This window comes from Geosporobacter ferrireducens (assembly GCF_001750685.1).
Lineage (GTDB): Bacteria > Bacillota > Clostridia > Peptostreptococcales > Thermotaleaceae > Geosporobacter > Geosporobacter ferrireducens.
Map to the genome: position 1 here is coordinate 3,493,849 of NZ_CP017269.1, position 13,349 is coordinate 3,507,197.

Consider the following 13,349-nt stretch of genomic DNA (forward strand, 5'->3'; position numbering starts at 1 on the left):
ATTTTGCATCAGATTGTGTTTTCTCCTGTTACTTTTCAGGTTCAGCTAAGCTTGCCAGAGAATTCAGTGATTCAACGGTGGGGTGATATTCTAAATTATTACTTTTCTTTATATGCAAAGGAGCTTTGTAATAGGCCGGATGTATATATTGGGCATATTAAAGCCATCGCTATTCTCCAAGATCAAGAGTATATAAAATATAGCAAGTTCAAGCTGGATATAGCAGCAGATTTATTGATAAAAGGGCATTCTTTATATAAGACGATCGCTATAACTGTCAATTCTTTAGTCTATGGAGTTACGGAAGAGGATTCTCTAAGGACAATGAAATATGTTGCAGAAAAATTGGAAAGAGAGTTTTTGCTGGAAACCACGTTTATTATGGAGAGATCAGGAAGAGCACCACATCAAAACAAACATAGCCACCAAGTGGTTAAATAAAGCATTCAAAAGAAGGGGGAAGTGTGATATGGGCAATGCATTGGTTCAAATGATTGCAAAACTAGAAGATGAAAATGTTATGACAGAGGTAAAAAGACAATTGGAAGCCGGTACCGATCCTGTAGAGATATTTGGAGCTTGCCAGGATGGAATGGTTGAGGTAGGGAAGAAGTTTCAAGCAGGAGAATTTTTTGTGTCGGATCTGATGATGTCGGGAGCAATCTTCAAGGATGTAGGAGATCTAATCAAACCTTATCTGAAATCAACAGAAGAATCAAAGGCAGAAAAAGTAGTGGTAGGTACCGTTGAAGGAGATATTCATGATATCGGCAAGGATTTAGTAGTGGCCATGCTTAGCGCCGGAAACTTTGATGTCATTGATGTGGGGGTAGATGTAAAGCCAATGGTCTTCGTAGATGCACTGAAGGAAAGCGGGGCCAAAGTATTAGGACTTTCCTGTTTGTTGACGACCTGCTATGATGCAGTAAAGGAAACCGTAGCGGCTGTAGCAGCAGCGGGGCTTAGAGATCAGGTGAAAATCATGATCGGCGGCGGCCCGGTAGATCAAGGGGTAGTAGAGTATACTGGGGCAGATGCTTATGGTAAGGATGCCCAGGATGCTGTAAAACTATGTAAGGAGTTGATGTAGAATGGAAATGAATCCATTATTTTTAGAGCGTTTAGAAAAAGTAAGGAAAACGATCGCTTTTGAAAATGATTCGGTAACCACCTGTTATATGGGATCAGCGACACCTCCGGCACATATGGATGTAACAATGGCAGAATATACTAGAGACCCTGAGAAAGGGCTTGACACATTGTTAGGTTATGTAAATGAAATTAATGATGTTGCACCCGTTGACTGTCTTAATTTTGGGTATATGTTAAAACCGAACGTTGCCTTAGCCACAGCATGGCTATCAAAAATAACCATGCCCGGTAGGGAGTTACCTGAGAATTCCTTGTGGCAGGTATTAGAAAAAAAGGTCATGCAAGATGAGGATTATGATTTAGTTGTTGAAAAGGGGTACGATGCACTGTTTGAAAAAGTGCTTCCACAAGTTATTGATATGAGAGAATTTCAGGAGTTTATCCAATATAACCGGGAGAATGGCGCAAGGGATGCAGAAAAATACATTGATGCATGCTACCCTGTTGTTACTGCTTCTATGATAAGCCCTCCATTTGAGCAGCTTTGCGGTGCCCGTTCTATGGGACAATTTTACATGGACTGCTATAAGAAGCCTGATAAGGTAAAGGCAGCACTCGATGTTATGCAGCCTGCTATTGTAAATTCAGCTATTGGCATAGCAAAGGCGGCAAATGGGATTGGTACCTGGGTTGGAGGATGGCGCGGAGCCAGTGCTTTGGTATCACCTAAAGTATGGGATAAACTCGTTTGGCCCTATATGTATGATGCTGCCATGAAATTGATTGAAAATGGCATAGCTCCGATTTTCCACCTGGACCAAAATTGGGATCGGGACATCGAAAGATTTCTTGAACTGCCTGCGAAAACATGTATCCTAAATACCGATGGTATGACAGACCTTAGAAATGCGAAGAAAAAGTTAGGGGAGCACATGGCTTTCATGGGGGATGTACCGTCTCAATTATTAGCTACAGGTAAGCCTGAAGAGGTTAGTGAATATGTTAAAAGACTGTTGGATGATATAGGCATTAAGGGTGTATTCCTGGCGCCAGGCTGTGACGCTCCTGCCAATGCAAAATTTGAGAATATGGTAGCCATGTTCAAGACAGCGGTAGAATACAAATAAAGCGTATAAGGAGTACCTGATATGATATTTATTGGTGAAAAAATAAACGGAACCAGGAATGTGATCAAAAAGGCAATTCTCGATAGAGATGCAGCATACATTCAGGAGATCGCCAAATCCCAAGCAGAAGCCGGTGCAGACTACTTAGATATCAATGCAGGAACAGAGCCTGAAAGAGAAACAGAGGACCTGCTTTGGTTGATTGAAACAGTACAGTGGGTAGTAGAAACACCGATTTGTATCGACAGCTCTACAGCTTCTGCCATTCAGGAAGCTATAAAGATCGTAAAGCAGACACCCATGATCAATTCCATCAATGGAGATCCTAGACGGTTAGAGGAATTTTTGCCCTTTATTAAGGAAAAGGGCTGCCCAGTGATTGCTCTCGCATTAGATGAGTCTAAATCCGGAATGCCTAAAACTATTGAAGAGAGAATGATGGTATTAGAGCGTATCTTTAAAGCTACCAGGGAAATGGGCATTGCTGATGATAAGATTTTTATCGATCCATTGATTATGGCAGTAGCAACAGATCAAAAGGCAGGAACACTGGCATTCGATTGTATTTGTACTATTCGGGCGACTTATCCGGAGGCACATATAACGGGCGGATTGAGCAACATATCCTTTGGGTTGCCGAACAGGGCTTTGATTAATAGAACATTTTTAACTTTAGCAGTAGCAGCAGGAATGGACTCAGCGGTAGTGAATCCTTCCAATGTAGAGCTCATTGAGTCGCTATATGCAACAGAACTGCTGCTAGGTAGAGATAAATTCTGTAGGAAGTATACTACTGCATCAAAAACAGGATTTATAAAGAAATAAAAAACATAAAAGGAACTAGGCAGAATAGAATGGAAAATTGAAAGATCTTATGGTGCTTAAGGAGGAAGACTTGATTGTTTGCTAAAAAATCAGAAGACAGATCATTGATGGATCTGTCTCCTGGTTTTTTATCTTTTTCACACAATTTTTTCATTTGTAGCAAAACTGTAAGCAGGAGCACTTTCTGTAGAATTCCAATTATTTCCATATATGTGATTAAAGGTAACGGTCTCTCCTGACTGAATGATTGAGAAGTCCTCATCCCAGGGACCTGTCAAAAGTTTTTTCATATATGTAAGGGTTCCCGGAATGACTTGATAACAGAGCTGTAAATCATCAGCAATCAGGCGGGCTTTCTCCAAAAACTCCGCTAGTTCATAAGAACCGGTCTCTATAACGCCTAATCGTTTGTAGTGCTGAAGCAGAATCTTATAAATCTTGTCAGCTCTTGCTTTGCCGTAGCGCTCTAAGGTTTCTTGATATTCGCTCCAGATATTCTTTTCATATTGCAGCCAACCCTTTGTAAGAAAATAAGTACCCATTTCATCAGAAATTTTTTTGCGTTTTTCACAAGAGCCTAGCAGTAGAGAAATGCAGTCATCTACCCTTGGAAAAATCATTCTATAAGTAGGTGGTGTAATGCCAAGCAATGCATTGCCGCAGTAGCCAAAACCCATTAGGACCTGATCAACATTGGTTATATGGTCAAGCTCTTCCTGAAGCCTGTTTTTCAAAGAATCTGGATATAAGTGCAGTCCGGATTCAATCCATAGGACAGGATACTTACAATCTGTTTCCTGAATCGCCATATTCAGCTCATCAGCAATGGTACGACAGGCAATAATCAAAGTATTCATCGGACTTCCCCCTTTTAGAAGTTGCATGTCAATCTTTTGATATAAGCGTTCTGTAATAGAGGCAAAGCAGAAGAAAATGCCACGGCGTCAGTAATTTATCTAGAAGTACAAGTATAGATATTCATTGCTCAACCAAGCAAATAACTCTTGAAATTTGCTAAAAATCTATAATGAAGTAAGAAAATGTAAAATGTATTTTATATAATATATCATAATATAATGACAATTTGCTGTCAAATTATAAATAGAGGATTTATAGGCAGCATGATCTTAAGCTGGGGGATAGAGGGCAGTTCACAAAGATAAAAATACAGAATTTTCAAAATTGTGTTGACAGCATATAATTTATAGTCTATCATTAAACCAAGTAGGGTATAACTGTATATACATGTTATTTCACTGTATGGAAAAGCTTGTTTATACAGATGTTAAAAACTTATGAAAAGGAGGAACGAAGAAGGGATTGAAGTGTTTATTGCGATAAGCAGGGGATTTTAAACTTAGCTGGAGGGGGGAGACATCGAGAGAATAAGTGAAATTGGATGTTGCTGTACCGGAAAACGTTTCCAGAAGTGATTTGCCATGAAAGCTGCAGTGGTATTTACCTAAGTAATCAATTTAATGCAGGTGATGGAATACTATAAAGCTTTGTTATTATGGTAGTGCACTTATCAATTATACAAATTAAGCTGCATATTCTCTATAAAAATATCCATAAGTAAACCAACTGCTATTTATCAAGATTGGGGGTGTAGGCTATGGATAAGCCTGTGAAAAAAAGGTTTTTTAAAACCTCAACGGGATCATTGCTGTATGTTTTGATTCTTTTAGTTATTCTTACTATTTTACATTGCGATTTTTGGAATTGGGGCAATCCAAATATATATTTTGGATGGATGCCGCAAGAGTTCTTATATAGGACGATATTTTTGATCGTTTTTATACCCTTGGCCAATTATTCCATTCAAAAATTAAGCTGGCCGCTGCCTAAGGCAAAAGCAGAAATTAAAGATAAGGTAGGTGAATAGATGTGAACAATGGCGTGACGTTGACGATTTCTATCGTATTAATATATTTGATTGGAACGATCTTCATAGGTCATTTGGCCGCTAGAAAAATGCAAATGTCACTATTAGATCTTTTTGTAGCGAACAGATCACTAGGACTACTTGCTCTGGTTATGTCTATTTTTGGATCGCAGATTACTGCCTTCGGAATGCTGAGTGTTCCAAGTATTGCCTATCAGCAGGGATATTCTATCATGGGTTATCTAACCGGACTCGCATCTTTTGTTGGTACAGCAGGATTTTTCTTAATCGGTTATAGAGCATGGCTGCTGGCAGACCGGTATGGCTATGTTACACCGGTAGATTTTCTCGGCGATCGCTGGGGAGACAATTTGGCCCGATATGTAGTAGCGGTATTACAAATATTCTTAGAAATTCCATACATCTTGATTTGTGGAATAGGTGCAGGACTTATACTATCTACAATTACTGCAGGGACGATTCCTTATTGGTTAGGTGCACTGGTTATCTTGCTTATTACAACTTATGTAGCATACTCAGGAGGAATGCGGGGAACGGCGTGGACCAATATTTATCAAGGAATTATTATGATGGGTGTTATCTTAATTATGATGGTTATGATCTTTAGAACCCTAGGAGGAAGTAGCGAAATTGTTTCAAAGTTAGACCCTAAGATGTTTGCACTCAGCGGAAAAGGACCTCAGAGTTTGGGGCAATGGATTCCTTATAGTATGCTCTGTACAGGACTTTCAAATGCTGTAATTATGCATCTATTGATTAGAAATATGTCTGCTACGAGCCCGAAGGTTATTCAACTTAATTGTTTAATCTATCCAGTGTTATATGGAACATTCTTCTTTATGACTATAAGCTTAGGAGTTTGGGGTAGTGTAGCGATTCCAGGTTTGTCCCCTAGAGAGGCAGAGAATATCATTCCAATGCTTGCAGAACGGTTTGCGCCTGTTTGGATGATTGGACTATTAGGAGCAGGAATTCTCTCTGCAATTATGTCATCCTGGGATGGTATGTTGCTAGCTGCTTCATCGATCTTTTCAGATGATTTGGTAAAACCTATTTTAAAATCACGTGGAATACAATTGTCTGAAAAACAGGAAAACAGAATTAGCCGTGTATTTATCTTGGTTTTATCAATAGTCGTATATGGTCTGGTTTTATTAAGGCCAGCAACAATTTTAGGGATTTCAACATTTTCTTTTGCAGGATTTGCTTGTTTATTCCCATCCTATTTAGGAGCACTTTATTGGAAACGCTGTACAAAGTGGGGTGTAGTGGTTTCCGCAGTTACTTCGGTCACCTTTGTGGCATTATGTGCCTTTAGTGTTATGCCGGAATGGGCTACCTTTAATATGCATTATTCAGCACCAGGATTTATTTTATCTACGGTATTATTGGTGGCAGTATCCTTATTGACGAAGCCGGCGCCGGATAAAAATATTGAGAAATTCTTTGTTGTTTTTGAAGAAGTATATGAGGATGCAATTTAGTTACAAAATGTTTAGAATATTTTAAAAAAAATTATTGGCTCTATTGACATGCTCTATTCGTCTGATATAATTAAAATATATACAGATAAACTACCTGTATATACAGAATGTAATATATTAAAAATAAAGGTGGGAATTTTAGATGATTGTAATTGGGGAGAAAATTAATGGAACCATCCCAAGTGTCAAGAAGGCCATCGAAGAAAAGAATGAAGAATTCATTCGTACGCTTGCTCTAAAGCAGGTAGATGCTGGCGCAGACTATATTGACATTTGTGCAAGTACAGCACCGGAATTTGAAGTAGAAACTTTAAAATGGCTGATGGATATTGTTCAAAGTGTAGTAGATAAGCCACTTTGCATCGATAGTCCAAATGCTAGAACCATTGAAGCGGTTTTTAAATATGCAAAAAAACCAGGAGTCATCAATTCTGTTTCTGAAGAGGGTGATAAATGTGAAGTAATCTACCCTATGATTCAGGGGACACAGTGGCAGGTTATTGGATTAACCTGTGACAATAATGGAATTCCTTGCGATGTACAAACGAGAGTGGATATTACAAAGATTCTTGTTGAAAAAGCCTCAAAATATGATATCACACCAGACAGAATACATATAGACCCGCTTGTAATGGCGCTTTCCACTGACAATAATTCCTTGATGAGTTTTATTGAGACCACAAGAACAATCAAAACAATGTATCCTACGATTAAGGTTACTTCAGGATTAAGCAACATTTCTTTCAGCATGCCATTAAGAAAAGTTGTAAACCAAGGATTCTTGACGATCGCTGCTTATATAGGTATGGATTCCGCTATTATGGATCCATGCAATAGAGATATGCTGGCAACGCTTCTTGCCACAGAAGCATTGTTGGGAAGAGATAAATACTGTAGAAACTATTCTACTGCATACAGAAAGAATAAAATTGGCCCATTGAAAGAGGCGTAGAATCTTTTGATTAGTGATTATTCAGGTGTTTTGGAAAACGTTTCTATAAAGGCCGGAAAATGCTTTAAGCACAATGAAACAATTTAATTAAAACACTCTATCACAATTGTGATAAGGTATAAAACAATTATTATAAAGGGGGGCACGTAATCATGATGGACTTAAATGCATTGACGCAAGCGGTAGGAGATCTTGATGAAAGCGCAGTATTAGATATGTTAAACCAGTTTGTAGCAACAAATCCAGGTGAAGAAGAAGCACAAACAGTAGTAAATGCATGTCAGCAGGGAATGGCACTTGTAGGAGACTTATTTGACAAAGGAGAGTACTTTGTAGGCGATTTAATCTTTGCAGGAGAATTGCTTTCTAATGCCATCGATGTACTAAAGCCTGTGATCGGAACTGGAAGCACGACAAAAGTAGGATCGATTGTACTGGGAACAGTACAAGGAGACTTACATGATATCGGAAAAAATATCTTTAGAAGTATGTCAGAAGCTGCAGGCTTTGAAGTGTATGATCTTGGAATTGACATTTCGCCAAGTGCATTTGTAGAAAAAGTGAAGGAAGTAAAGCCGCAAATCATTGGTATGAGTGGTGTACTTACATTAGCACTAGAAGCGATGAAGGTTACAGTAGATGAGTTGAAAAATGCAGGTCTAAGAGATAGTGTAAAAATCGTTATCGGCGGCAACCCGGTAACAAAGGAAGCTTGTGAACAAATTGGTGCCGATGCATTCACAACCAATGCAGCAGAGGGTGTAAAAATCTGTCAAGGGTGGGTGAAATAATATGACTGATGTAAAAGCATTACAGCAGGAAAGGATTAGTATTTTCTACGATGTTTACGACAATAAGATACCTAAGAGAGTACCGGTAAATTTGAGTATACCTTTTGAAGCTTTGGCCGAGTTTGGGGGAATCAATATTGTCGAAGCGCAGTGGAACCCTATGATTGCAGAGGGCGCCTTAGATAAGCTTTGTCAAACCATATATACAGATGTTTGCCCTGGTGGTAGTTCCCTAAGATATCCTTCCTATTATCAAGCACTAGAGTCTCAATCCTTTGTCATGGGATCGAATGGATTCTTCCAGCATCCTGAAGTCGTGGGTATGCTTCCGGAAGAATATGATTATTTAATTGAGAAACCCTATGATTGTTTGCTTGAAAAAGTAATCCCTAGACAATATAAGGCATTGAACTTAGAAGATCCTGTAAATATGGCAATCAGCTTTGCAAAGAGTATCCTTGGCTATAACAATGATATGATGCTGGGCGGTACGCTTATGGGTAAGATGATAGAGAAATATGGATATTATCCAGGTGGTCCTATTGCATCGGGCGGATTTACAGAAGCACCATTTGACTTCCTAGCAGATCAACTAAGAAGTTTCAAAGGGGTAAGCATGGATGTTCGAAGAATGCCTGAAAAAGTAGCTGCAGCCTGTGAAGCGCTTTACCCAATCGTACTAAAAAAAGGTATGCCTAAAGTGGTCTCGAACTATTCTCAAGTATTCTTGCCACTGCATATGCCGACCTTTATGCGTGAAAAGGATTTTGAAAAATTATGGTGGCCTAGCTTTAAGAAGCTGCTCGAAGAATATGCTTCAATGGGAATACACTGTAGAATCTTCTGTGAAGACAACTGGGATAGATATTTGGATTACTTATATGACTTGCCAACAGATACTGTGTTGCAGTTTGAATATGGTACACCGAAGTTAATCAAAGAAAAATTAGGTAAAAAACACATCATCACAGGACTTTTCCCATTAACCTATTTAAAAACACATACAAAGGAAGAGTGTGTCAATCTAGCTAAAGAATATATAGATATTCTAGCACCGGGCGGTAAGTACATATTTATGTTGGATAAAAACCCACTTTCAATTAATGATGTGAATATGGAAAACCTTATTGCTGTTGCAGAAACCGTTAGAGATTATGGTGTATACAGCAATGCTGGTGAAACTGCTGGGATGCAGTTTAATAAGGAGGACTATAAAGCTACTCCATCCAGACCACTAGAGAGCAAGTACTTCAAAACATGGGATCAGTATAAAGCAGCTAATCCAGAAGTATCAGATTTTGGTCAGGAAAAACTTCAAGGTTTTGAAGAACGAATATTCCAGTATCTAATGTTCCTTTTATTGTAATAACATATAGAATAAATCCCCATTCTTATAAAAGACCCTCTCAGGACTTTACTTATGATCGCATCTTCGATCGATATATAAGAATGGGGATTTTTCCATGACGAATCAGAAGGACTAATCTACACAATATTATATCCTTATCAATTAACATTAAGGAAGGTGTATTTTATGAAAAAACCATTAAATAAAGCCGTAAGAACTTTCTATGGGGTTGGTGATCTTGGCTTTTCTCTCATGACCAGTGTTGAACTTTTCTGTTTCGTATTCTTTTTAACCAACGTAGCAAAATTCTCCCTTCCGATGGTAGCTCTCATAGGCTCGGTAACAAGTATCGTAGATGCCTGTTTATCCCCAGTATATGGAGCCATTATAAGCGGTACAAAGGCATTAAAGTGGGGACGTAACCGATCTTGGATGCTCATAGCACCTCCTGCAGTTGTAGTACTATTTATGTTCCAGTTCACTAAGATTGGACCGGAACCAGTTGCAGCAGCAATCGTATGTGCTGGTTTTATCTTAAGTCACATTATTTGGAACATTGCATGGGTTGGAAACGTTTCGCTAATATCTGTTATGGCAAACAATCCTGAAGAACGAAGCTTTTTGGCTTCAAGGCGTGCTTCTTGGACGGCTTTATCTGGTGTGTTTTTCTCCTATATCGGTATGCCTTTAGCGCTGCTTCTTGGTAGAAGTACTGGAAATGAAGTGCTAGGATTTACATTATTGGCAGGAATTATGGCATTTTTAATGATGCTTGGTTACTGGATCGTATTTAAGATTACAGAAGGCTACGAGGAAACTGGTAAAGAAGCAAACAATGCTGCTGTCGGTCCTCAAAAATCTGAAAAGGTGCCAGTCAGCGTTATGGTAAAGAGTGTATTTCAAAATCCACCGCTGCTGATGTTGCTATTGGGAGACTTCTTCAGATACATGGTAAATTTTATCATGACTGCAGCAGCAGCATATTATTTTACTTATGTGGCACAGGATATGTCATTGATGCCAATCTATCTATTAGTGGGTGCTATAGCACAGGTAGTCGGTGCTTATGTCAGTGGTGCAATGGCGAAGGCACTTACAACAAGAAACGCAGCTATTGTGGGTCTATTTGGTCTTGCAGGTTCACTAATTGCTTGTAAATTTGTAGCGATGAACGTAACCATGTTCTTTATAGTGGTTGTATTCGCAAGAGCATTCCTGGGTGTATTAACAGCGGTTATGGTAAGCTTATACTCTGACGTTGTAGTATACAATGAGTGGAAGACAGGAAAAAATGCCACTGCCTTTATTATGGGTCTTATGAACCTATCTCTTAAAACAGCGATCATTTCAAGAGGAACCATCATTCCTTTTGTATTGGCAGCAGCAGGCTTTGTTGCAGGGGCTGATCCGGCAACTGCATCCGTAGAATTAAAAACAGCTGTAATCAATGTATTCTTATTTATTCCTGGCATATTCGCCTTAGTCTCTGCATTCATTATTACCTTTGGTTATAGGCTGACCAGGGAAAAACTTGCAACTTACCAGGCAGAAATCGATGCGAGAAAAGCGCAAGCAGTACAATAGATTATATTTGAATGATTAGATTCTGAAATTATAAACGGGGCTGTCTATAGATGATTTAGAAAATCGTTGAAGAAGTGGCCCCGTTTTCATGACATATCATGAGATTTTTTAAAACGCCAGTGAAAATACTGGTTTTAATAAAATTAAAGATAAGTTAGTAAAAAATAAAATCATAAGAAATAAGGGGGAAGATTAACATGATGGATTTAAATGCATTGACGCAAGCGGTAGGAGATCTTGATGAAAGCGCAGTATTAGATATGTTAAACCAGTTTGTAGCAACAAATCCAGGTGAAGAAGAAGCACAAACAGTAGTAAATGCATGTCAGCAGGGAATGGCACTTGTAGGAGACTTATTTGACAAAGGAGAGTATTTTGTAGGCGATTTAATCTTTGCAGGGGAATTGCTTTCCAGTGCCATTGATGTACTAAAGCCTGTGATCGGAAGCGGCAGTAAAACGAAGGTAGGCTCCATTGTATTGGGTACAGTTCAAGGAGATTTACACGATATCGGAAAGAATATATTTAAAAGCATGTCTGAAGCTGCCGGCTTTGAAGTGTATGATCTTGGAATTGATATTTCTCCAAGCGCATTTGTTGAAAAAGTGAAGGAAGTAAAGCCGCAAATCATTGGTATGAGTGGTGTACTTACATTAGCATTAGAAGCGATGAAGGTTACAGTAGATGAGTTGAAAAATGAAGGTCTAAGAGACAATGTGAAAATTGTTATCGGTGGAAACCCGGTAACAAAGGAAGCTTGTGAACAAATTGGTGCCGATGCATTTACCACCAATGCAGCAGAAGGTGTAAAAATCTGTCAAGGGTGGGTGAAGTAATATGACGGATGTAAAAGCGTTACAACAGGAAAACATACAAATGTTTCAGGATGTATTCAATGGAAAGCTACCAAAAAGGGTACCGATTGGTGCTGCAAGATTTTCATCAGAGTTTGCCATTCAATACGCAGAAAAAGATCTGGCTGAGGCTCAGTGGGATACCTCTACCTTAGAAGAGATTCTTGATAAGGTGTGCCAAGATTTTCCCTCTGATACACTTCCGCTAAGCTCCATAAGATTTCCTTCTTATTACAAAATATTGGGTGCCAGAACCTTTGTGATGGGATCCAGCGGATTTTTACAGCATCCGGAGGTTCATGGACTGGAACCGGAAGAATATGATGAGTTCATTGCATCGCCCTATGATTGCATTATGGAAAAGATTATGCCAAGACTTTATACAGAGCTGGATACGAATCCGGTTCGCAAGTCTGTGGTTTTGGCAAAAGCCTTTAAGGCATATCAAGATGAAATGGGCAATATGGGAGCCATTTTTGGTAAATTGACTCAAAAATATGGATATGCTCCACCTCTCTTCTCAGGGGCAACGGAAGCGCCTTTTGATTTCGTAGCAGATCTGTTAAGAGGATTTAAAGGTATCACCAGTGACGTTAGAAGATATCCGGAAAAGGTGGAAGCCGCTTGTGATGCTGTTACTTCTATGATGGTTAAAAAGGGAATGCCCAAGGCCCCATCAAACTATTCAACGACTTTTATTCCATTACATATGGCACCCTATATGCGTGATAAGGATTTTGAAAGATTTTTTTGGCCATCCTTTAAAAAGCTCGTTGAAGATTTAGCAGCAGCAGGACAGCTGACAACTTTATTTGTTGAGCATGATTGGATGCGATTTATTGATTATTTATATGAACTCCCAGAAAATACTAGAATGATGTTTGAATTTGGCGATCCCAAGCTTGTAAAAGAAAAGCTTGGTAAAAAACATATTCTTACAGGTTTCTATCCTCTTACGTTGTTAAAAACAGGAACAAAGCAGAACTGTATTGATAAAGCAAAAGAACTTATTGATATTCTCGCTCCAGGAGGAAAGTACTACTTTGGTTTTGATAAGAGCATTATTACTGTAGATAGCGTTAACATTGAAAACTTACAGGCGGTATTACAGTATGTAGCTGAAAATGCAAATTATTAAAAGGAGGATACTGTATGAATACAAATTATTATCAAACATGGGAAGAATATAAGACTGCCCATCCTGAAATTGATGAAAAACTTGAAGGGGTAATGGCTCCTAAAATACAACAATATGAAGAGATGATGTTTAATTTTATTATTATGCTCTTGATGTAAAAATGGAAGAATACTTATAATTCAAAATTTTTTTAAAATATTTCCACGGATATAAACAGAGAAAAAACAGTAGAAGTCTTTATAACTCTT

At 38.6% G+C, this 13,349-nt stretch carries 14 protein-coding genes; 13 read left to right on the forward strand and 1 reads right to left on the reverse strand.

The genetic code is table 11. The features are described 5' to 3' along the window. The first annotated feature begins 3 nt into the window (after positions 1-3). Genes Gferi_RS16335 through Gferi_RS16350 form a run of 4 tightly spaced genes read left to right on the forward strand, consistent with a single transcriptional unit; the run spans position 4 to position 3,044 of the window. Positions 4-441 carry a hypothetical protein gene (locus tag Gferi_RS16335; RefSeq protein WP_069978344.1) on the forward strand — a complete coding sequence of 146 codons (438 nt, stop codon included), beginning with the start codon at positions 4-6 and terminating at the stop codon, positions 439-441. A 28-nt stretch (positions 442-469) separates the two neighbouring features. Beyond that, positions 470-1,090 (forward strand): cobalamin B12-binding domain-containing protein, encoded by a 621-nt coding sequence (locus tag Gferi_RS16340; RefSeq protein ID WP_069978346.1) that lies wholly within the window; start codon positions 470-472, stop codon positions 1,088-1,090. 1 nt (position 1,091) lies between these two features. Continuing rightward, the gene (locus Gferi_RS16345) at positions 1,092-2,219 is read left to right on the forward strand and encodes a uroporphyrinogen decarboxylase family protein (RefSeq protein WP_069978348.1); all 1,128 of its coding nucleotides are present in this window, start codon (positions 1,092-1,094) and stop codon (positions 2,217-2,219) included. Between the two features lie 21 nt (positions 2,220-2,240). Beyond that, positions 2,241-3,044: a dihydropteroate synthase gene (locus Gferi_RS16350; RefSeq protein WP_069978350.1), complete on the forward strand. Its 804-nt coding sequence runs from the start codon at positions 2,241-2,243 to the stop codon at positions 3,042-3,044. Positions 3,045-3,181: 137 nt separating this feature from the next. On the opposite strand, the gene Gferi_RS16355 is transcribed toward Gferi_RS16350, so the two are convergent. After that, on the reverse strand, positions 3,182-3,901 hold the full coding sequence (locus Gferi_RS16355; RefSeq protein WP_069978352.1) for a DUF1638 domain-containing protein: 720 nt from the start codon (positions 3,899-3,901) through the stop codon (positions 3,182-3,184). 758 nt (positions 3,902-4,659) lie between these two features. Here Gferi_RS16355 and Gferi_RS16360 point away from each other — a divergent pair. The 9 genes from Gferi_RS16360 (at position 4,660) to Gferi_RS28490 (ending at position 13,259) form a co-directional block, all read left to right on the forward strand. Next, positions 4,660-4,929 carry a hypothetical protein gene (locus Gferi_RS16360; protein WP_069978354.1) on the forward strand — a complete coding sequence of 90 codons (270 nt, stop codon included), beginning with the start codon at positions 4,660-4,662 and terminating at the stop codon, positions 4,927-4,929. Positions 4,930-4,931: 2 nt separating this feature from the next. After that, complete coding sequence (locus tag Gferi_RS16365) at positions 4,932-6,434, forward strand: sodium:solute symporter family protein (RefSeq protein ID WP_069978356.1); 1,503 nt, start codon at positions 4,932-4,934, stop codon at positions 6,432-6,434. A gap of 142 nt (positions 6,435-6,576) precedes the next feature. Beyond that, entirely contained in the window at positions 6,577-7,386 is an 810-nt protein-coding gene (locus Gferi_RS16370) for a methyltetrahydrofolate cobalamin methyltransferase (RefSeq protein WP_069978361.1), read from the forward strand. Between the two features lie 152 nt (positions 7,387-7,538). Then, positions 7,539-8,177, forward strand: a complete 639-nt coding sequence (locus Gferi_RS16375) for a cobalamin B12-binding domain-containing protein (protein WP_069978363.1) — start codon at positions 7,539-7,541, stop codon at positions 8,175-8,177. A 1-nt stretch (position 8,178) separates the two neighbouring features. Then, positions 8,179-9,543 (forward strand): uroporphyrinogen decarboxylase/cobalamine-independent methonine synthase family protein, encoded by a 1,365-nt coding sequence (locus tag Gferi_RS16380; RefSeq protein ID WP_069978365.1) that lies wholly within the window; start codon positions 8,179-8,181, stop codon positions 9,541-9,543. 168 nt (positions 9,544-9,711) lie between these two features. Then, a complete protein-coding gene (locus tag Gferi_RS16385) occupies positions 9,712-11,109 on the forward strand; it encodes an MFS transporter (protein WP_069978367.1) in 1,398 nt (465 codons plus the stop codon). Positions 11,110-11,306: 197 nt separating this feature from the next. Further along, entirely contained in the window at positions 11,307-11,945 is a 639-nt protein-coding gene (locus tag Gferi_RS16390) for a cobalamin B12-binding domain-containing protein (protein ID WP_069978369.1), read from the forward strand. A 1-nt stretch (position 11,946) separates the two neighbouring features. Further along, positions 11,947-13,101, forward strand: a complete 1,155-nt coding sequence (locus Gferi_RS16395) for a uroporphyrinogen decarboxylase family protein (protein ID WP_069978371.1) — start codon at positions 11,947-11,949, stop codon at positions 13,099-13,101. Between the two features lie 14 nt (positions 13,102-13,115). After that, entirely contained in the window at positions 13,116-13,259 is a 144-nt protein-coding gene (locus Gferi_RS28490) for a hypothetical protein (RefSeq protein WP_169833006.1), read from the forward strand. Positions 13,260-13,349: the final 90 nt, after the last annotated feature.

Bases quoted from the DNA above. Each gene is read 5' to 3' on its own strand.
- Gferi_RS16340 (WP_069978346.1), top strand. From the start codon at position 470: ATGGGCAATGCATTGGTTCAAATGATTGCAAAACTAGAAGATGAAAAT.
- Gferi_RS16345 (WP_069978348.1), top strand. From the start codon at position 1,092: ATGGAAATGAATCCATTATTTTTAGAGCGTTTAGAAAAAGTAAGGAAA.
- Gferi_RS16350 (WP_069978350.1), top strand. From the start codon at position 2,241: ATGATATTTATTGGTGAAAAAATAAACGGAACCAGGAATGTGATCAAA.
- Gferi_RS16355 (WP_069978352.1), bottom strand. From the start codon at position 3,901: ATGAATACTTTGATTATTGCCTGTCGTACCATTGCTGATGAGCTGAAT.
- Gferi_RS16360 (WP_069978354.1), top strand. From the start codon at position 4,660: ATGGATAAGCCTGTGAAAAAAAGGTTTTTTAAAACCTCAACGGGATCA.
- Gferi_RS16370 (WP_069978361.1), top strand. From the start codon at position 6,577: ATGATTGTAATTGGGGAGAAAATTAATGGAACCATCCCAAGTGTCAAG.
- Gferi_RS16375 (WP_069978363.1), top strand. From the start codon at position 7,539: ATGATGGACTTAAATGCATTGACGCAAGCGGTAGGAGATCTTGATGAA.
- Gferi_RS16380 (WP_069978365.1), top strand. From the start codon at position 8,179: ATGACTGATGTAAAAGCATTACAGCAGGAAAGGATTAGTATTTTCTAC.
- Gferi_RS16385 (WP_069978367.1), top strand. From the start codon at position 9,712: ATGAAAAAACCATTAAATAAAGCCGTAAGAACTTTCTATGGGGTTGGT.
- Gferi_RS16390 (WP_069978369.1), top strand. From the start codon at position 11,307: ATGATGGATTTAAATGCATTGACGCAAGCGGTAGGAGATCTTGATGAA.
- Gferi_RS16395 (WP_069978371.1), top strand. From the start codon at position 11,947: ATGACGGATGTAAAAGCGTTACAACAGGAAAACATACAAATGTTTCAG.
- Gferi_RS28490 (WP_169833006.1), top strand. From the start codon at position 13,116: ATGAATACAAATTATTATCAAACATGGGAAGAATATAAGACTGCCCAT.